Here is an 18,162-nt window from a genome sequence, read left to right on the forward strand (position 1 = left end):
GGCCGCATCACGGAGGTCGCCCTCGCGTGTCGGACGAGTTGCCGAACGGGCGGTCAAGCGGTGCGGGAGGCCTCGAGAGGTGCGTCGACGGGCGCGACCGCGGCGGCCCGGGTGAAGGTGAGGATGCCGTCGTCGATGGGGCCCTTGCGCAGCATCTTGCGGTCGCGGAAGTAGTTGTTGACGACCTGCCACGGCGCACGGGTGCCCTGCCTGGGCATGATCGCATCGCCACGCTGGATGTAGCCGGAGGTCAGGGCGCTGCCCATCGCCGATTCGGTGGAACGATCGCCCTCTTCGGCGATGGCTTCCATCCGGGTGTAGCCCTTGGCGCGCATGTGGTTGAGCACCCGGCAGAAGTATTCGGCCGCCAGATCCGCCTTCAAAGTCCAGGAGGCGTTGGTGTAACCGAGCACCATCACCGCGTTGGGCACACCGTCGAGCATGGCGCCCTTGTAGACGACCCGATCGCGCGTGACAACCGGCTCGTCGTCCACCTCGAGCGTCGCACCACCGAGTATCTGCATCCGCAGACCGGTCGCGCTGATCACGATGTCGGCGGGCAGCTCCTCGCCCGATGCGAGGCGGATACCGGTCTCGGTGAAGGTCTCGATGTGGTCGGTGACGATGGAGGCCTTGCCGTTGCGCAGCACCCGGAACAGATCACCGTTGGGCACCACACACAGCCGCTGGTCCCACGGGTTGTAGGTCGGCGTGAAATGTCGCATGTCGATCTTGCCGCCCAGCTGCATCCGCACCCCAGCCAGAAAGAGCTTGCGCGCGGCAGCGGGATTGGTGCGCGAGAGCTGAAAACTGGCGCGCTGCAACGCGATATTGCGGTTGCGCCCGATCTGATAGGCCAGCTTCGCAGGCACCCTGGCCAGCTTCATGCCGACCGCGACCGGGTCGTCGGCGGGCAGCGCGGTGATGTAGGTCGGCGAGCGCTGCAACATGGTGACGTGCTCGGCATCGCCGCTCATCGCCGGGATCAGGGTGATCGCGGTGGCGCCGCTGCCGATCACCACGACGCGCTTGCCGCGGTAGTCCAGATCCTCGGGCCAGTGCTGCGGGTGCACGATCGGCCCGCCGAAGTCGGCCTCGCCGGGGAACTCGGGCCGGTAACCGTTGTCGTAGTCGTAGTAGCCGGTGCAGCCGACCAGGAAGTTGCTGGTGAACGTCTCCGCGGCGCCGGTCTGCTCGTCGAGTGCGGTGACGGTCCAGGTGTTGGTCGCGCTGGACCAGCTGGCGGTGGTCACCTTGCGGCCGAAGCGAATGTGCTGGGTGACGCCGTATTCTTCGGCGGTGTCGCTGATGTACTGGCGGATGTTCGGGCCGTCGGCGAGCACCTTGGTGCCGTTCCACGGCCGGAAGCCGAATCCGAAGGTGTACATGTCCGAGTCGGAGCGAACGCCGGGGTACCGGAACAGGTCCCAGGTGCCGCCGATCGCGGTGCGCCGTTCCAGGATCGCGTAGCTGCGCCCGGTGTTTTCCTTGGCCAGGTGGCAGGCCATGCCGATGCCGGACAGGCCGGCGCCGATGATCAGTACGTCGACATGCCGCGTCATTGAGGTACTCGTTTCGTCTGGTCACGTTCCGGTCGACTTCGACCGCTAGCTGCGACCGAGGATACGTGTTACACGATGTCACGTCTAGTCTGGCCCGTAACGCCCTCGGCACGGCTCGGCACCAATTAAAACCGCGGTGGTTGCAACCGGTGACTCCGACACGCTCTGCGCTGAGCATTGATGACTGCGGCGCGGCATGCGCCGCGCCGTCGGCCTGTCCCCTATCCGAGGTGTCGTGTGTCATCAATTGTCGTGGAGCCGACACCGATTCGGGCTCGGTCGGCTGCGCGCCTGCGCCCAGGCAAAACCTGGTTGCGGGTCGTCAGCCCGCTGATCATCGTCATCGCCTGGCAACTCGCCAGCGCCACCGGAGCGCTACCCGAGCGCCTGCTCGCCGCACCGACCACGATCGCGCGGACCACCTGGGACCTGCTGCAGGAAGGCACACTGCAGGAAGCGATCACGGTGTCACTCGGCCGGGCCGCGACCGGATTCGCGATCGGCGCCGTGCTCGGCATCGGACTCGCGATCCTGGCCGGGCTGAGCACGCTCGGCGAATACCTCGTCGATCCGCCCATGCAGATGCTGCGCACCGTGCCGTTCTACGGCCTGATCCCGCTGCTGATCCTGTGGTTCGGCATCGGTGAACTGCCGAAGGTGGTGCTCGTCGCGTTCGGCGTCGCGATTCCGTTGTACCTCAACACCTTCGCCGGAATCCGCGGCGTCGACGGCAAACTCGCCGAGCTCGCCGCGGTGCAACAACTGAGCAGGGCGGCGCTGATCGGGCACATCGTGCTGCCCGGCGCACTGCCGCAGACTCTGGTCGGACTGCGGCAATCGCTCGGTATCGCCTGGCTGGCGCTGATCGTCGCCGAACAGGTCAATGCCGATGCCGGACTGGGCTTTCTGATCAACGATGCCCGCGAATTCCTGCGCACCGACGTCATCGTGGTCGGGCTGCTCGTCTACTGCGTGCTCGGCCTGCTCACCGACGCATTCGTCCGACTGATCGAAGGGAAGGCGCTGGCATGGCGACGCGGATTTCTGGGGCAGTGATCACCGAGGCGTTGGTGGACGTCGCACCCGTTGCCCGCGTCCGCAACCTGGTGCGCGACTTCGACGGCCGCCGCGTCCTCGACAACCTCGATCTCGACATCGCCCCCGGCGAATTCGTCGCCCTGCTCGGGCGCAGCGGCTCGGGCAAGTCCACGCTGCTGCGTGCGCTCGCCGGGCTCGATCGCGGCGTCGAAGGCGAGCTGACTACCGAGGGCACGATCGCCGTCGCCTTCCAGGAGCCGCGCCTCGTCCCGTGGAAACGCGTGCTGGCCAACGTCTTTCTCGGATTGAAGCACGCCGACCCCAAGGCCGCGGCCCGCGCCGCGCTGGAGGAGGTCGGGCTGGCTGAACGCGCCGCGGCCTGGCCGCTCACCCTGTCCGGCGGCGAAGCCCAACGCGTCAGCCTGGCCCGCGCCCTGGTCAGGGAACCGGATCTGCTCCTGCTCGACGAGCCGTTCAGCGCCTTGGACGCACTCACCCGGATCACCATCCACCGCCTGGTCATCGACCTGTGGCAGCGCCGCCGCCCCGGCGTCCTGCTGGTCACCCACGATGTCGACGAGGCACTGCGCCTCGCCGATCGGGTGCTGGTGCTCGGCGCGGGCCGCATCGCCCACGAATCCCGCATCGACCTGCCGCGCCCGCGCCGCGGCGACCATCCGCACCTGATTTCCCTGCGCGAAACCCTGCTCGCCGAGCTCGGCGTGGCACCGGAAGGAACCCGATGAAAGCCAGAAGGCTGCTGCTCGCAACGACTCTCGCTCTGGTCGTGGCGGTCGGCACCGCCTGTGGGTCCGACACTGCCGAGGACGCGGCGGTCCGCCCCGACGGCACGGTCGACCTGTCCCAGGTGACGTTGCACCTCGGCGATCAGAAGGGCACCGGGCTGCAAGCGCTGCTCACCGCAGCAGGCGAACTGGACAAGACCCCCTACAAGATCGAGTGGTCGCAGTACACGGCCGGCCCGCCGATGTTGGAGGCGATCAACTCCGGCGCCGTCGATTTCGGTGGCGTCGGCAACGCCCCTCCGGTGTTCGCCGCGGCAGCCAAGTCGGCGATCAAGATCGTCAGCGCCTATCAGTCCGGCAAGGACGGCCAGGCCGTCGTCGTCCCCAAGGATTCACCGCTGCGCACCCCGGAAGACCTGCGCGGCAAGAAGATCGCCGTCACCAAGGGCAGCTCGGCACACCACCACCTGCTGACCGTGCTGACCAAGGCGGGCATCAAGTGGGACCAGATCGAACCGCAGTTCCTGCAACCCGCGGACGCGCTCGCGGCGCTGACCACCGGCCGGGTCGACGCGTGGGCCATCTGGGATCCCTACACCGCCCAGGCCCAACAGCAGGCGAACGCCCGAATCCTGGTGGACGGCAACGGATACATCCCCGGTGACGTCTTCTACGTCGCCGGCGACAAAGCACTGAACAACAAAGCGACCACCGCCGCACTGCGTGACCTGCTCGCCCGCATCGGACGCACGCACACCTGGGTCAACGACCACCCCGAACAGTGGGCGAAAACCTACGCCGAACTCACCGGCCTGCCCTACGACGTGATCCTCACCGTCGTCAAACGCGGCCGCTACCTCGACCATCAACTCAACGCCGCCACCATCGCCGCCGAACAAGGCGTCGCCGACGCCTTCTCCGACGCGGGGCTGATCCCGCGCAAGGTCAATATCGCCGACTACACCGACACCCGCTTCAACGACCTGTTCCCCGCATCCTGAGGAGTTGGCCCCATGACTTTGTCGTTCCACTGGTTCCTACCCACCTACGGCGACTCCCGCGGCCTGGTCGCGGGCGGGCACGGCACCTTCATGTCCGGCGATCGCCCCGCCTCGCTGCGCTACCTGAACCAGATCGGCGCCGCCGCCGAGGACAACGGCTTCGAAGCCGTGCTCACCCCGACCGGCGCCTGGTGCGAGGACGCCTGGCTGACCACCGCGATGATGGTCGAAACCACCGAGACGCTGAAGTTCCTCGTCGCGTTGCGTCCCGGCCTGACCAGCCCGACGCTGGCCGCGCAGATGGCGGGCACCTTCCAACGGCATTCGCGCGGCAGGCTGCTGCTCAACGTGGTGACCGGTGGCGAGCCGCACGAACAGCAGGCCTACGGCGACTTCCTGGACAAGACGCAGCGCTACGCGCGCACCGGCGAATTCCTGCACGTGGTGCGGGAACTGTGGCGCTCGCACGAGCCGATCACCTTCGAGGGCGAGCACATTCACGTCCGCGAGGCATTGCTCAGCAACCGTCCCGATCCGATCCCTCCGGTGTTCTTCGGCGGCTCCTCGGCCCCGGCCGGTCCGGTCGCGGCCCGCTACGCCGACACCTACCTCACCTGGGGTGAGCCGCTGCTGGCCGTCAGCAGGAAACTCGAATGGATCCGCCGCCTCGCCGTCGACGAGGGCCGGGTCCTCGACTACGGCCTGCGCATCCACGTGATCAGCCGCGACACCTCCGAAGAGGCGTGGGCCGAGGCCGATCGACTGCTGCAAGGCATCGATCCCGCCGACGTCGAACGCGTGCAGGCCAGTCTGGCCCGCAGCGAATCCGAAGGCCAGCGGCGGATGTCGGAACTGCACGGCGGCAGCACCGACCGGCTCGAGATCGCGCCGAACCTGTGGGCCGGTGTCGGGCTGGTGCGTGGTGGCGCGGGCACCGCGCTGGTCGGATCGCACGCCGAGGTCGCCGAGCGGCTGCTCGAATACGCCAAGCTCGGCATCACCCAGTTCATCCTGTCCGGGTACCCGCACCTGGAAGAGGCGTACTGGTTCGGCGAGGGCGTGCTGCCGATCCTCGAGCGCAAGGGCGTGTGGAAGCACCCGTCGCGCCAGGCAGTTCCGCCGGCCGCGATACCGTTCGCGGCATCGTCCAGCAGCTGACCGAGTCTAACCGCTGAATCGGCGCGGCCCCGGCCGTCGCACTCACGACTCTCGGTGCGCAAAGTGGGAACTGGTGGCGGAGGCCTCTCGCGAAATGCCGCCACCAGTTCCCACTTTGCGCTTGCGGCCCGCCGGGCGGCCCGCCGGGCGGCTGGTGGGTGCACTCGGTGCGGCGACGCAGCCTGCGCAAACACCCCAATTGGTGATTGCGGCGGACCACCTACGAGAATGGACATCCGGCCCGGCCCTCCGCTGGGCCGCTGGACTGTTTTCGTAAGGGAGTCATGACCACCGCACGAGCCGAGCGATGGCGCCGCCGCCTACCTGACACCGCGACAGCCGAGGGGACGCCGAAACTCTCGCGCAGCCTCGGCCGCCTCGATCTCACCGCGATGGGCGTCGGCACCATCGTCGGCGCGGGCATCTTCGTCATCACCGGTGTGGCCGCCGCGGAGAAGGCAGGCCCATCGATCGTGCTGTCGTTCCTGCTCGCCGGGACCGTGTGCGTGCTGGTCGCGCTGTGCTACAGCGAGCTCGCCGCGATGGTGCCGGTCTCCGGCAGCGCCTACACCTACACCTACGCGACCCTCGGTGAAGGACCCGCGTTCCTCGTCGGCTGGAATCTGCTGCTGGAATTCGTGATCGCGGGGGCCGCGGTCGCCATCGGCTGGTCGGGGACGACGGTGGCGGCGCTGGACTCCCTGTTCGGGATCACCGTCCCGAAAGCGCTGGCCGCGGGACCCGGCGAAGGCGGGATCGTGAACCTGCCCGCGGTGCTGATCATCGCAGTGATCGTCGTGGTGCTCGTCGGCGAAGTGTCGCTGACCGCGCGCATCACCAAAGCGCTGGTCGGTGTGACGATCGGCGTGCTTGTGCTCGTCGTCGCCGTCGGCGCCCCGCACATCGACGTCACCAACTGGACCCCGTTCGCGCCCTTCGGCATGAGCGGCATCGTCGGCGGCGCGGCCATCGCGTTCTTCGCGTTCCTCGGCTTCGACGTCGTCGCGGCATCGGCCGAAGAGGCGCGCAACCCGCGCCGGGACGTGCCGTTCGCCATCATCGGCACCGTCCTCATCGCGACCCTGCTCTACGCGCTGGTCAGCGCCGTGCTCACCGGGATCGCGCCGTTCGCCTCGCTCGACAACAGCGCGCCCATCGCGACCGCGTTCGGTGGGCTGAAGATCGGCTGGATCGGCAACGTCATCGTGATCGCCTCGATCATCGCGCTCACCAAGGGACTGCTGCTGATCGTGTATGCGCAGGTGCGACTGATGTTCGCGATGTGCAGGGACCGCCTGCTGCCCTTCGGCCTCGCCCAGACCGGCAAACGCGCGACGCCGGTGCGGTTGACGCTGGTGCTCGGCCTGTTCGGTGCCGTGATCGCCGGGCTGCTGCCCATCGACATCGTGGTCGAGCTGGTCAATATCGGTGCGCTGTCGGCGTTCGCGGTCGTCTGCGTCGGCGTGCTCGTCCTGCGCAAGGCCGAGCCCGAACGGGAGCGCCCGTTCCGCACCCCGTTCGTGCCGGTGGTTCCGGTGCTCGCGCTGATCGGCTGCGTGCTGCTCGCGACAACGCTGGACGGGCTCACCTGGGTGCGCTTCGCGGTCTGGGTCGTCGTCGGGCTGGGCGTCTACCTCGGATACAGCCGCAAACGCTCCACCCTGGCGCCGGTGGCCGTGCGCAACTAGCACAAACCGCCCACCGGCGGTCGGGAAATCTCACATATGCCGTGGAATCCATTGCGCCCCAAGCAGGTTTTCGGCAGGCTCACAGAAGCCGACGCCTGCCGGTGCGGCCAGAGGAAGGGACGATGCACGATGTCGGACGACGAGAAGAAGATCCGGGTCCTGATCGAGCGGTGGGCTGCCGCCGTCCACGCCGGTGACCTGGATGCCGTCCTGGCCGATCATTCCGACGACATCGTCATGTTCGACGTGCCGCGCCCCGACGAAGGACTGCGCGGCATCGACGCCTACCGCGCCGCCTGGCCAGCCTTCTTCGAGTGGCAGGCCCAGGGTGCGACCTTCGAGATCGTCTCCCTCGACGTCACCGCAGGCACCGACGTCGCCTTCGCCCACGCCCTACTCCTGTGCGGCACCGCCGAAGATTTCGCCGAGAACCCAGCCCGCCGGCTGCGCCTCACCCTCGGCCTACGCAAACAGAACGGCCGCTGGACCGTCACCCACGAACACCACTCCTTCCCCGACACCACCCTGCCCGCGGTCTGAGCGGATCGGCCCGACTTTGTTGCGGGCGATGCATACATGCGCGGCGTAGCCGTCACGCGCCGTTACCCCACGCCCGAGCGTCGCTGGGGATCAACCACAGTGCGCCTGGACTTTCGTCAGCGCCGCACCAGAGTTCGCACGTCTCCTCGGAGTCCACACTCTCTCTGCCCATCCGCACCCACTTCGGGTGCCCAGAACGGGGCGGATTCCCAGAAGGACTGCGGAAACCGCCCGGCTTGTTGCGGGCGATGCATACATGCGCGGTGTGCATGCTGGTCGCATACGAATTGGGTTGGTGGGCCTCATGATTCGGCATCAAGTGCACGCGGGGTTCCACGTGAATCCGGCGGAGCCGGTGCGCACCGGACGCGGTTTCCGAGGGCGAGTGTGAAATGTGGTTGGGTCGACAGGTGGGGCATGCGTCGGTAGAACCGAATGGGAGACGACTCCCGCGGCTGAACCTACGGAGGGATCACATGGGTGGCATCAGGCATCGTCGATGCGTGGTCGACGGCATCGATATCTTCTATCGCGAGGCGGGGCCGGAGGACGGGCCCGTGGTGTTACTGCCACACGGTTATCCGTCGTCGTCGTTCGAGTTCCGCAACTTCATGCCCGCGCTCGCCGATCGCTGGCGCACGATCGCGCCCGACCTGCCAGGTTTCGGCTACAGCGAAGCGCCCGCTGATTTCTCGTACACCTTCGACGGCTACTCGGCGTTTCTCCGCCGCTTCACCGAGGTGCTCGACCTGCAGGAATACGCAATCTACTTGCACGACTACGGATCCCAGTTCGGGCTGCGGCTGGCGATGGACGCACCGAAGCGGGTGCGCGGGCTCATCGTGCAGAACGGTGACATCTACGAGGACCAGCACGGACCGAAATATGCACCGCTGAAACGTTTCTGGAACAACCCGACGGACGAGGGGCGGGCTGCGCTCGCTGCCGCCGTCACCGAGGAGGGGTTCCGGGGCGAGTTCATCGGTGAGCTACCCGAGCACCTCGCCGATCGGGTCAGCCCCGACCTGTGGACCCTGTCCTGGTCGGTGACGCGCACCCCCGAACGTCGCGCGAACCTCGTGAATCTGCTTGCCGATCAACGTCATACGGTGCCCTGGTTCACCAGGCAGCAAGCGTATCTTCGCGAGCACCGCCCACCGACCCTCATCGTCTGGGGCCGCCACGACGGCTACATGCCCGAGGGCGCTGCGCACGCCTACCATCGCGACCACCCCGACGCCGAGCTGCACATTCTCGACGGCGGGCACTGGTTGCTCGAAACCCATCTCGACGAGGTGGTCGGACTGACCAGGGACTTCCTCGAGCGCCTGAGCTGACTCGACTCGGGCACGGCGACATACCTCCGGCTCTCACATCGCGGAGGCCATCACATCGCGGAGGCCGGTGCACATCGCGGAGGCCGGTGCACATCGCGGAGGCCGGTGCACATCGCGGAGGCCGGTGCGAACCTCAGCTGTCTTTGCGGAGCGACTCTTGATAATTGGTTTCGATCCGCTCCCGCAGGCCCTTCTCGGTATGCCGGATCGCCGGCCCGATGAACGCCTGGATCACCCGATCCAGCGCCTTGCCCGCCAGCCCACCCGGCACCCGATAATCAGCGGTAGCGGTCACTTTCGTCGTCTCGGCACCGACCGGAGCGAAGTCCCACCGGATCGTGCCCTCGATCCCCTTGATCGCCCGCATCGTCACGCGCTCACCATCGACCCACTCGACGGTGTCCGCGCGCAACTTCAACGTCGTCGGCCCCAGATGCAGCGCGGTATCGAACACCGAACCGATGCCCGAGGTCTGCTCCCCCACCGGCGTGAAATGCCGCACACCGAACATCCAATCCGGCACATTCCGATAGTCCTCGACATACCCGAACACGAAGCCCACCGGCGCTTTACACGTTGCACTGTGCTCGACATGCCCCATAGCGGCCCCTCTGATCCTCGCGTTCGTTGCCTCGACCCTAGGACACCCACCCCATCCGCGCCCTCCGAACGTCAATCCCATGCCGAGGGGGTACTGGTGCAGGCATCGCCCGAGAGAGATCCTGCACCAGTACCCCCTCGATCCGCAGAAGCCACCCGAACTTCAATCTCCTCGAGCCCATTCCGACGAGGTGCTGCTGTAGCGAGTTGCGCCACCAGCTCCCCTCGATGCGCTGCCGGATGGTGCAGCTGAATCGAACATGGGACGACTCGGCCGTTAGGGTCGGGTGGTGACTTGGACAGTGGGCTTCGACCTCGACATGACGCTGATCGACTCGCGACCGGGCGTCAGCCGGGCCATCGACCTGCTCGCAGCCGAGTTCGACCTGCCGATCCGCGGCAGCGACTTCGCCGAGCGGCTCGGGCCGCCGCTGGCCACCATGCTGGTCGAACTGGGTGCACCGGAAGAACTGGTGCCAACGCTGGTCACCCGCTACCGCGAGCTGTATCCGACGATCGTGGCGAGCGTTCCCGCGATGCCCGGCGCCGATGCCGCGCTCGCCGCCATCGACGCCCGCGGCGGGCGCGTCCTGGTCGTCACCGGCAAACACGGCCCGCTCGCCCAACTGCACATCGACGAACTCGGTTGGCGGATAGACCATCTCGCAGGCGACCTGTGGTCAGCGAGCAAAGCCTCGGCGCTGCGTGACCAACACGCGAACGTCTACGTCGGCGACCACGTCGGCGACATGCGCGGCGCACGAGCAGCGGGCGTGCTCGCGGTCGGCGTCCCCACCGGCCCCTGCGACGCCGACGAACTCCGCGCGGCAGGCGCGGACGTCATCCTGCGCGACCTCACCGAGTTCCCGGACTGGCTGGCCGCCGAACTCGACCCCACCGACCCCGTCGCCACCGCAAGCTGAATCGCTAACCTGCACACGAGGTAGCGCGGCGACGATATCGCGAGCGCGCGTTGAGAGGAGAACGAAGCAATGGATCGATTCACCGACAAGGTCGCGGTGGTGACCGGTGCCGCGCAGGGCATCGGCGCGGCCACCGCGCTGCGCCTCGCCGTCGAAGGCGCGACCGTCGCCGTGCTCGACCGCAACACTCCCGACGACACCCTCGCACTGATCGAGCGCGCGGGCGGCACCGCACGCGGCTACGTCTGCGACGTCACCGACCGCAGCTCCGTGCAGGCCGTATTCGACAAGGCGGCAAGCGAACTCGGCGATCCGCAGATCCTGGTGAACAACGCAGGCATCACCCGCGACGACCTGTTCTTCCGGCTCACCGAAGACGACTGGAACGCCGTGCTCGCCGTCAACCTGACCGGCGCCTACCACTGCGCCCAGGTCGCCCAGAAGTTCATGGTCGCCCAGCGCTACGGAAAGATCGTCTCCCTGTCGAGCCGCTCGGCCCTCGGCAACCGCGGCCAAGCCAATTACGCTGCCGCGAAAGCAGGCATCCAAGGCCTCACCGCCACCCTCGCCATCGAACTCGGCCGCTACAACATCAACGTCAACGCGGTCGCCCCCGGCTACATCGCCACCGCCATGACCGCCGCCACCGCCACCCGCGTCGGCATGTCCGCCGAAGACCACCAGAAATCCGTCGCCGAACACACCCCCCTCGGCCGCGTCGGCCAACCCGAAGAAGTAGCCGCCGTCATCGCCTTCCTAGCCAGCGACGAAGCCTCCTACGTCAGCGGCCAAACCCTCTACGTCAACGGCGGCGCCCGCTAACCTGCCCGGACAGTCGCGGGCCAGGCCCAGCGGCCCGGCCCGCGCATCTAGGTCATCGGGTGCGCTGTTCGTTCGGCCCGCCGCATGATCTTTTAGTGCGGCTATCGAATGGCATTGTGCGAGAGTGATGTTAAACGTCTCACAGGCGGGGATATGCCAGCCCTGACGGTTGGCGACGTCACTAGCCTGCCTCCATGCCTACGTCGATGGATCGAAAACAGCGTGCTGTGAACATCTTTCAAAGACGCTTCGCCAACCCGATCAGATGCAAACTGCCGAACCAGGAGCTGCTGGAAACAACCGGTCGCATCAGCGGGCAACCTCGGATCACGCCGATCGGAGGAAAGCTGATCGACAACTCCTTCTGGATGGTGACGGAGTTCGGAGATCGCTCGCAGTATGTCCGAAATATTATGGCGAACAACAGTGTTCGACTGCGACTGCGCGGCGAATGGCACCGCGGCACGGCCATCCTGATGCCCGAGCGAGATCCACTCGAGCTGCTCGACCAGCTGCCACGCAGCAACAGCCTCGGAGTTCGAATGCTCGGAAACAACCTGCTGAGCTTGCGTATCGATCTCGAATAGCAGCGGCGGCGCCTCTCGGACGCGACGGTTCAGCCAGTCGGAAGCGACTGCGCGGCACCAAGAGTCGCTGCGGCCTTGCCCGGGCGTGCCAGTCGCCGCTCGATCGGCAGCGGATCCGCCGCCCCTTCGGATGAGGTGGCGGACGAGAGGCGGCGGCTCAGTCAGCGGAAGCGACTGCGCGACGAGTGGCACATGGCTGCGGCAAAGTGCGAGTAGAGCTCTCCACCATGTGCCACTCGTCGCTCGATTCGTGCCAGGGTGGCGACGGCGGTGAGTCCGCCGTCTGCTGGCCGGGAGTGGGTGTGCCCCAACGTCACTTGGCGCGGCATTCGCAGGTCGCGTTTGGCCCGGAGTGCGTCAGGGCAGCAGCCGCGTCTCGACGTTCACCACGGGATGCGGCCGCTGCGGTCGAAGTAGCCGCCGGTTGGGCCGTCGGGGGTGAGGGTGGCGAGGTGGACGATGGCGTCGGTGCCTTCGAGGAGGGTTTGGTAGCCAGCGTGGTTGTTGAAATCTGTTGCGGTGTAACCGGGGTCGGCGGCGTTGACCAGGATTCCCGGCAGTGCTCGGGCGTACTGGGAGGTGATCATGTTGAGTGCCGACTTGGACGAGGTGTAGGTCAGCGAGAGGAGGGTGGATTCGAGGCGGTCGGGATCCGAGGTGATCGTCAGGGAACCCATTCCGCTGGAGACCATCACGATGCGCGGGTGTTCTGCGGCACGGAGCAGCGGCAGGAACGCGTGCGTCACCTGGACAGATCCGAACACGTTGGTCTCGAACACCGCGCGAAAGTCTTCGGCCTGAGTTTCTTCCGGCGTCCGGATCGGGCCGAGGATCCCCGCGTTGTTGATCAGCACGTCCAGCCGCGACGTCCGCTCACCCACTGTCGCGACCGCGGCGGCGATCGAATCGACCGAGGTCACGTCGAGTGGAACGAATTCGACGTTCAATCCTTGTTCCACGAGCTCGGCGGCCGCCTGCTTCCCCCGGTCGGCATCGCGTGCCCCGAGGAAGATCTGCCATCCGAGCTCGCCGAGCCTGCGCACGGTTTCGCGGCCGAGCCCCTTGTTCGCTCCGGTCACCAGAGCCGTTGTCGTTGCGTTCATGCCTCCAGCCTCGGCACCCGCACACCGCCTGACCAGGACCGTCTTGTCATGGGACCGGTGGTACCACCCCGGGCCACGCCCACTGCGGGATGATCGAGGGATGGATCGTTCGGAACTCGCAGCGCTACTCCGGCAAGCCCGCACGCGGATTCAACCGCGCGATGTCGGCCTGCCCGCGGGGGCTCGACGACAGGTCCCCGGGCTGCGACGCGAGGAAGTGGCACAGCTGGCCGGGGTGAGCGTCGACTATGTGGTGCGCCTCGAACAGGGCCGCGGTCCACAACCCTCGACCGCCGTCCTCGCCGCACTGACCAGAGCGCTGCGTTTGAATGACGACGACCGCGACCTGCTGTTCCAACTCGCCGGATCGGCGCCCCCGCAGCCGGGCCGCATCGCGATGACGGTGCGGCCGAGCGTCTTACGTCTGCTCGACCGAATGGCTGACCTCCCCGCACTCGTCATGTCCGCGAAAGGCGATGTGCTGGCCTGGAACCCGATGGCCGCCGCACTGCTCGGCGACTTCTCCGCCATGCCACCTGCCCAGCGCAACATCATCTGGCGATGCTTCCTCGGCACCGAACCGAGCCGCATCAAATTGACCGAGACGGAATTCGAACAGCTGGGCGCCTACGGCGTCGGCACCTTGCGCAGCGCAAAAGCCCGCTACCCCACCGACCCCGATCTCGAGCGTCTCATCACCGAACTCCGTTCCCACAGCCCAGCTTTCGCCCGCCTCTGGGAGGAACGCCCGTCCACCCCATGGCGCAACGCCACCAAAACAATCAGCCACCCCGACCTCGGCGACCTCACCCTCGAATGCGACACCCTCCTCGTCCCCGATACCGACCAGGCCGTCGTCGTCTACTCCGCCGCCCCCAACACCCCCGCCGCCACCGCCCTCGATCTCCTGCGCATCACCGGCACCCAACAATTCAGCACCCCCACCTGACGTCAGCCGTATCCACCCACCCTTGTCCATGGTTCGGCAGACAACCCGGACGCCCCTCCCTGATCATGCGTTGACAGACCACCCGAACCCACCGCTGGTCATGCATCGGCAGACAGGCCGGATTCGGTTGACTGACAGCAGGTTCCACGGCTCGGTCCTGGAGCTGCGCCGGCGGCATCGTCACCACCCTGATCCGCGTCGAGGGCCACCCGCATGGCCGCCGACTGCCCCGACCTCACCGGCCAGGACGCCGCCCTCGACGGTGAGCCGGCCTGCGGCGGCCCTACCCATTTCCCGAAACCGTTCGTCGGTTGTTTCCGACGGTGGAAGTCGCTGGTCGTGAACATGACGTGATCGAAAAATGATGTGTGCCCGCTAACGGGACCTGCGAGGCGGTCGATGAACCGACCGGTCCGAACGGGCGGACCAATTGGGCACACGTGAGGCGAACAAGGATGCGACCAGCGAAAGAATCGTCCGAACCGGGCCTGCGCACGATCGAGCAGTGGCGCGCCTACCTGGCCGACTACAGCGCCGATGTCCTGCGCGTTACCGAAGAGGACGGGCTGTCCAACGTCAGCAACGAGCAGCGCGCCGCAGGCTGGCTTGGCTACGAGGGCGCGAGCGAGGAGCAGTTGGCGGAACTGGAACAGCGACTCGGCACTCGCCTCCCACCCAGCTATCGCGCGTTCCTCGGTGCGTCCGACGGCTGGCTGCACCTGAGCTCGTTCATGGGGGAGATGCGCACGAGCAGCACCGTCGCCTGGCAGATCGCATCAGACAGCGACCTGAGCAGTCTTTACGACGATGAAGATGAATCCGGGGAGAAGGCGATCCTCGAACGCACGCTGCTGATCTCGGGCGACGGCGACGCGCAGTACTGGCTGCTCGACCCGGAGGACCTCTCGGAGGACGGCGAGTGGGCCGCGTACGTCTGGGCGAGCTGGTACCCCGGTCTGGGTGAGCGGCACGCGTCGTTCGCCGAGTTGGTGCAGGCCGAGCGTGAAAGCTTCGAGGAGCTCGAAGGTTACAACGGCCGCGGCGTGCACCCGGAGGGGGTCGAGGAACTCCTCGACCAGGGGCGCGCGCAGGCGCTGCGGGGCGAGGTCGCGCAGGCGATCGACAGTTTCGAGCGCGCCGCGGTCAAGGGGTCGGGCGCTGGCCTGTACCTCGAGACCATCCTGAAGGCGTTCCAGGACCTGCAGTTCGTCCACCACGAGATTCGCAACAACATTCTCGGCCGCGATCATGTCGTCGCCGAGGTCGGCGCGGACCAGGTGCTGGCCGAGGCGGTCCCGCTGTATCTGCGCCGGGCGGTCGAGGAGCACGAACAGTACGGGCCGGGTGTCGGGATAGTTGGCCTGAACTTCACCCAGCTCGTTCCTGAGCTGGATTTCTCGGTCCAGGAATCGAAGTCGGTCGAGGAGTCGCGGAACGACTGGTTCGAACGCGCCGCCGCCCACGTGTCGCCTACTCTGCCCGAACCGCCGACTTTTCAGCAGGCCCTCGACCGTGCCCGTGCGCTCGTGGAACAGGACCGGGCAGACGAAGCATGGGCTGTCATCGAGGCCGCTGTGCCGCACTGGCACTCCGACAATCCGAACCGCATCGCCCCGGTCGTCCTCCTCACCGACCCGGTCCTGCGACACGTGATCACTCCGGATAGGGCTCGACAGGTAGTAACCACCCCCCGCGGCCAGGACGGCGCATAGCCGCACCATCGGCAGATCCGGCGCGCAGGACGGATCGAACACGGTGTGCCCGCCGACGGATCCGACGGGCACACCGAAACCCCTACGCCTCCTTGTACTTGCGCAGGTACTGCCCGGTCAGTGACATCGGGTGGTCGAGCAGGGCGGCGGGGGTGCCGGTGAATACGATCTCGCCGCCGTCCTTACCTCCGTCGGGCCCGAGGTCGATCACCCAGTCGGAATGCGCGACCACGTCGAGGTTGTGTTCGATCACCACCACGGTGTTGCCGCGTTCGACGAGGTTGTCGAGCAGGGCGAGCAAGGTGTCCACGTCGGACATGTGCAGTCCGGTGGTCGGCTCGTCCAAGACATACACGCTGCCGGTGTTGCCGAGTTGGGTGGCGAGCTTGATGCGTTGGCGCTCACCGCCGGACAGCGTGCTCATCGCCTGGCCGAGGCTCAGGTAGTCGAGGCCGACCTCATTCATGGTGCGCAACTTGGCATTCAGTGCCTTCTCGGTGAAGAAGTCCAATGCTTCCTCCGCCGACAACTCGAGCACATCGGCAATCGACTTGCCGCGCAAGGTCAATGCGAGCACGCCGTCGGAGAACCGGCGGCCGTCGCAGGCATCGCAGTGGGTCGTAACCGGATCCATGTAAGCGATCTCGGTGATGATCACGCCGCGGCCCTCACACTGCTTGCACGCACCGGTCGAGTTGAAGCTGAACAGACCGGGCGCCTCCCCCGTAGCCTTGGCGAACAGCTTGCGGATCGGATCCATCAGACCCAGATAAGTGGCGGGCGTCGACCGCGACGACGCCCCGATCGCGGACTGATCGACGAAGATCGCGTCGGGGTGCTCCACCACGAACACATCGCGAATCAGGCTGCTCTTGCCCGATCCCGCCACCCCGGTGATGGACGTCAACACACCCGTCGGAATACCGACGCTGACATCTTTCAGATTGTGCACGGTGGCGTTCGCGATCAACAGCTCACCGGTCGCTGGCCGGAACGTCGACTTCACCGTGAACGGCCTGCGCAGCCCGGCGCCGGTCGGAGTGTCCGCCGCGCGCAGCTCGGCGAAGGTGCCCTCGAACACCACCCGGCCGCCGTGCACACCGGCCCGCGGCCCGACGTCAACGATGTGATCGGCGATCTGGATGACATCGGGATCGTGCTCGACCACGAGCACCGTGTTCCCCTTGTCCCGCAACGCCTTCAGCAGGTTGTTCAACCGCCCGACATCGCGAGGATGCAGCCCGACGCTCGGCTCGTCGAAGATGTAGGTCATCCCGATCAACGTGCTGGACAGGTGTTTGATCATCTTCAGCCGCTGCCCCTCGCCGCCGGACAGCGAGGACGTCGGCCGATCCAAACTCAGATACCCCAGCCCGATATCGGCGACCCGCTGCAACGAAACCCGGATCGCCGCGGCCAATCCGAGCGCGGCCGGGTCGGTGATCTCGTCGAGCACCACCATCAGGTCGGTGATCTGCAATCCCGCCCAGTCGGCGATGTTGCGCCCGTTGATCTTCGTGGCCAGCGCCTCGGCGTTGAGCCGCGCACCGTGACAGGTCTGGCACACCCCTTCGGTGAGGTACTGCTGAATCAGGGCGCGGGTCTTCTCGCTGAGCCCCGAGGTGTCGCGCTGCAGTTTGGTCCGGGTGAACTTGGCGGCAATGCCTTCGTAGTTCGCCGTCCACGACCCCTTGGCGAAGGTCAATTCCACCTGGCCGCCGGTGCCGTGCAGCAGATCCTCGAACTCCTCGTCGGTGTAGTCGACGAGCTTCTTGTCCGGATCGAATCGTCCCGACTTGCCGTACATCTGCCAATCACCGCTGCCGACGCCGTGCGAGCCCAGCAGGATCGCACCCTCGTTGAGCGACTTGCTCCGATCGAGGAGCCGATCCGGATCCACCCGCACCGAGATGCCGAGCCCGTCACAGTCCGGGCACATCCCCTGCGGCACGTTGAACGAGTAGTTGTAGACGAATCCGGCCGAGGGCGAACCGAATCGGGCGAACATGGCCCGCACCATCGAGAAGATGTCGGTCATCGTGCCGACGGTCGAGCGCGGCCCGCCGCCGACGGGCTGCTGATCGATGATCACCGGCGCGGTCAGGTTCTCCATCGCCTCCGCGTGCGGACGCTCGTAGCGGGGCAGGAAGTTCAGGATGAACGCGGGAAAGGTGGCGTAGAGCTGACGCTGGGACTCCACCGCGATGGTGTCGAACACGATGGAGGACTTGCCGGATCCGGAAACCCCGGTGAATACGGTGATCTTGTTCTTGGGGATTTCCAGCGAAACGTCGCGCAGGTTGTGCTCGCTGGCTCCGAGTACTCGGATGACATCGGAGGGAAGGGCGGATTCGGCGAAAGACATACGGACACCATGCCATCCACCACCGACATTT

At 66.7% G+C, this 18,162-nt stretch carries 17 protein-coding genes; 13 read left to right on the forward strand and 4 right to left on the reverse strand.

All coding sequences use genetic code 11. From position 1 onward, the window contains the following. Positions 1 to 53 precede the first annotated feature (53 nt). Positions 54 to 1,562, reverse strand: coding sequence for a flavin-containing monooxygenase (locus NA11_RS07670; RefSeq protein WP_069161070.1), 1,509 nt, complete (start codon positions 1,560 to 1,562; stop codon positions 54 to 56). Positions 1,563 to 1,799: 237 nt separating this feature from the next. Between NA11_RS07670 and NA11_RS07675 the strand changes: the two genes are divergently transcribed. The 7 genes from NA11_RS07675 (at position 1,800) to NA11_RS07705 (ending at position 9,070) form a co-directional block, all read left to right on the forward strand. After that, positions 1,800 to 2,618 carry an ABC transporter permease gene (locus NA11_RS07675; protein WP_305793858.1) on the forward strand — a complete coding sequence of 273 codons (819 nt, stop codon included), beginning with the start codon at positions 1,800 to 1,802 and terminating at the stop codon, positions 2,616 to 2,618. Beyond that, on the forward strand, positions 2,591 to 3,346 hold the full coding sequence (locus tag NA11_RS07680) for an ABC transporter ATP-binding protein (protein WP_069161071.1): 756 nt from the start codon (positions 2,591 to 2,593) through the stop codon (positions 3,344 to 3,346). Before NA11_RS07675 ends, NA11_RS07680 begins: the two co-directional genes overlap by 28 nt. Next, positions 3,343 to 4,347, forward strand: a complete 1,005-nt coding sequence (locus NA11_RS07685) for an ABC transporter substrate-binding protein (protein WP_069161072.1) — start codon at positions 3,343 to 3,345, stop codon at positions 4,345 to 4,347. The genes NA11_RS07680 and NA11_RS07685 overlap by 4 nt, the downstream gene beginning before the upstream one ends. A gap of 12 nt (positions 4,348 to 4,359) precedes the next feature. Then, positions 4,360 to 5,505: an LLM class flavin-dependent oxidoreductase gene (locus tag NA11_RS07690; RefSeq protein ID WP_069161073.1), complete on the forward strand. Its 1,146-nt coding sequence runs from the start codon at positions 4,360 to 4,362 to the stop codon at positions 5,503 to 5,505. A gap of 284 nt (positions 5,506 to 5,789) precedes the next feature. Further along, positions 5,790 to 7,193: an APC family permease gene (locus tag NA11_RS07695; RefSeq protein ID WP_069161074.1), complete on the forward strand. Its 1,404-nt coding sequence runs from the start codon at positions 5,790 to 5,792 to the stop codon at positions 7,191 to 7,193. Positions 7,194 to 7,322: 129 nt separating this feature from the next. Then, the gene (locus NA11_RS07700; RefSeq protein WP_069161075.1) at positions 7,323 to 7,733 is read left to right on the forward strand and encodes a YybH family protein; all 411 of its coding nucleotides are present in this window, start codon (positions 7,323 to 7,325) and stop codon (positions 7,731 to 7,733) included. A 476-nt stretch (positions 7,734 to 8,209) separates the two neighbouring features. Beyond that, complete coding sequence (locus NA11_RS07705) at positions 8,210 to 9,070, forward strand: alpha/beta fold hydrolase (RefSeq protein ID WP_069161076.1); 861 nt, start codon at positions 8,210 to 8,212, stop codon at positions 9,068 to 9,070. A gap of 133 nt (positions 9,071 to 9,203) precedes the next feature. Here NA11_RS07705 and NA11_RS07710 read toward each other — a convergent pair whose 3' ends face one another. Then, positions 9,204 to 9,752, reverse strand: coding sequence for an SRPBCC family protein (locus NA11_RS07710; RefSeq protein ID WP_084654321.1), 549 nt, complete (start codon positions 9,750 to 9,752; stop codon positions 9,204 to 9,206). 208 nt (positions 9,753 to 9,960) lie between these two features. Here NA11_RS07710 and NA11_RS07715 point away from each other — a divergent pair, with 208 nt between their 5' ends. The 3 genes from NA11_RS07715 (at position 9,961) to NA11_RS07725 (ending at position 12,002) form a co-directional block, all read left to right on the forward strand. Then, a complete protein-coding gene (locus tag NA11_RS07715; protein ID WP_167837592.1) occupies positions 9,961 to 10,593 on the forward strand; it encodes an HAD family hydrolase in 633 nt (210 codons plus the stop codon). A gap of 69 nt (positions 10,594 to 10,662) precedes the next feature. Continuing rightward, positions 10,663 to 11,415 (forward strand): 3-oxoacyl-ACP reductase FabG, encoded by a 753-nt coding sequence (gene fabG / locus NA11_RS07720; protein WP_069161078.1) that lies wholly within the window; start codon positions 10,663 to 10,665, stop codon positions 11,413 to 11,415. Between the two features lie 206 nt (positions 11,416 to 11,621). Beyond that, entirely contained in the window at positions 11,622 to 12,002 is a 381-nt protein-coding gene (locus tag NA11_RS07725; protein WP_245745769.1) for a nitroreductase/quinone reductase family protein, read from the forward strand. 383 nt (positions 12,003 to 12,385) lie between these two features. On the opposite strand, the gene NA11_RS07730 is transcribed toward NA11_RS07725, so the two are convergent. After that, the gene (locus tag NA11_RS07730) at positions 12,386 to 13,105 is read right to left on the reverse strand and encodes an SDR family oxidoreductase (protein ID WP_069161080.1); all 720 of its coding nucleotides are present in this window, start codon (positions 13,103 to 13,105) and stop codon (positions 12,386 to 12,388) included. Positions 13,106 to 13,205: 100 nt separating this feature from the next. On the opposite strand from NA11_RS07730, the gene NA11_RS07735 reads away from it, so the two are divergent. The 3 genes from NA11_RS07735 to NA11_RS07740 all read left to right on the forward strand — a co-directional run bounded on the left by NA11_RS07735 (position 13,206) and on the right by NA11_RS07740 (position 15,766). Continuing rightward, positions 13,206 to 14,054 carry a helix-turn-helix transcriptional regulator gene (locus tag NA11_RS07735; protein ID WP_069161081.1) on the forward strand — a complete coding sequence of 283 codons (849 nt, stop codon included), beginning with the start codon at positions 13,206 to 13,208 and terminating at the stop codon, positions 14,052 to 14,054. 213 nt (positions 14,055 to 14,267) lie between these two features. After that, a complete protein-coding gene (locus NA11_RS45530; RefSeq protein ID WP_167837593.1) occupies positions 14,268 to 14,408 on the forward strand; it encodes a hypothetical protein in 141 nt (46 codons plus the stop codon). Between the two features lie 101 nt (positions 14,409 to 14,509). Then, positions 14,510 to 15,766: an SMI1/KNR4 family protein gene (locus NA11_RS07740; RefSeq protein ID WP_069161082.1), complete on the forward strand. Its 1,257-nt coding sequence runs from the start codon at positions 14,510 to 14,512 to the stop codon at positions 15,764 to 15,766. A gap of 82 nt (positions 15,767 to 15,848) precedes the next feature. Here the strand turns inward: NA11_RS07740 and NA11_RS07745 are convergent, their stop codons facing one another. After that, on the reverse strand, positions 15,849 to 18,131 hold the full coding sequence (locus tag NA11_RS07745) for an ATP-binding cassette domain-containing protein (protein ID WP_069161083.1): 2,283 nt from the start codon (positions 18,129 to 18,131) through the stop codon (positions 15,849 to 15,851). Positions 18,132 to 18,162 lie beyond the last annotated feature (31 nt).

The sequence above is a fragment of the Nocardia altamirensis NBRC 108246 genome (assembly GCF_001612685.1).
GTDB classification, from domain to species: domain Bacteria; phylum Actinomycetota; class Actinomycetes; order Mycobacteriales; family Mycobacteriaceae; genus Nocardia; species Nocardia altamirensis.

What these genes read in the sequence shown, in the direction of transcription:
- NA11_RS07700 (WP_069161075.1), top strand. Translation starts at nt 7,323, where the DNA reads ATGTCGGACGACGAGAAGAAGATCCGGGTCCTGATCGAGCGGTGGGCT.
- NA11_RS07745 (WP_069161083.1), bottom strand. Translation starts at nt 18,131, where the DNA reads ATGTCTTTCGCCGAATCCGCCCTTCCCTCCGATGTCATCCGAGTACTC.
- fabG (WP_069161078.1), top strand. Translation starts at nt 10,663, where the DNA reads ATGGATCGATTCACCGACAAGGTCGCGGTGGTGACCGGTGCCGCGCAG.
- NA11_RS07710 (WP_084654321.1), bottom strand. Translation starts at nt 9,752, where the DNA reads ATGGGATTGACGTTCGGAGGGCGCGGATGGGGTGGGTGTCCTAGGGTC.
- NA11_RS07735 (WP_069161081.1), top strand. Translation starts at nt 13,206, where the DNA reads ATGGATCGTTCGGAACTCGCAGCGCTACTCCGGCAAGCCCGCACGCGG.
- NA11_RS07670 (WP_069161070.1), bottom strand. Translation starts at nt 1,562, where the DNA reads ATGACGCGGCATGTCGACGTACTGATCATCGGCGCCGGCCTGTCCGGC.
- NA11_RS07725 (WP_245745769.1), top strand. Translation starts at nt 11,622, where the DNA reads ATGGATCGAAAACAGCGTGCTGTGAACATCTTTCAAAGACGCTTCGCC.
- NA11_RS07690 (WP_069161073.1), top strand. Translation starts at nt 4,360, where the DNA reads ATGACTTTGTCGTTCCACTGGTTCCTACCCACCTACGGCGACTCCCGC.
- NA11_RS07705 (WP_069161076.1), top strand. Translation starts at nt 8,210, where the DNA reads ATGGGTGGCATCAGGCATCGTCGATGCGTGGTCGACGGCATCGATATC.
- NA11_RS45530 (WP_167837593.1), top strand. Translation starts at nt 14,268, where the DNA reads ATGGCCGCCGACTGCCCCGACCTCACCGGCCAGGACGCCGCCCTCGAC.
- NA11_RS07685 (WP_069161072.1), top strand. Translation starts at nt 3,343, where the DNA reads ATGAAAGCCAGAAGGCTGCTGCTCGCAACGACTCTCGCTCTGGTCGTG.
- NA11_RS07695 (WP_069161074.1), top strand. Translation starts at nt 5,790, where the DNA reads ATGACCACCGCACGAGCCGAGCGATGGCGCCGCCGCCTACCTGACACC.
- NA11_RS07680 (WP_069161071.1), top strand. Translation starts at nt 2,591, where the DNA reads ATGGCGACGCGGATTTCTGGGGCAGTGATCACCGAGGCGTTGGTGGAC.
- NA11_RS07730 (WP_069161080.1), bottom strand. Translation starts at nt 13,105, where the DNA reads ATGAACGCAACGACAACGGCTCTGGTGACCGGAGCGAACAAGGGGCTC.
- NA11_RS07740 (WP_069161082.1), top strand. Translation starts at nt 14,510, where the DNA reads ATGCGACCAGCGAAAGAATCGTCCGAACCGGGCCTGCGCACGATCGAG.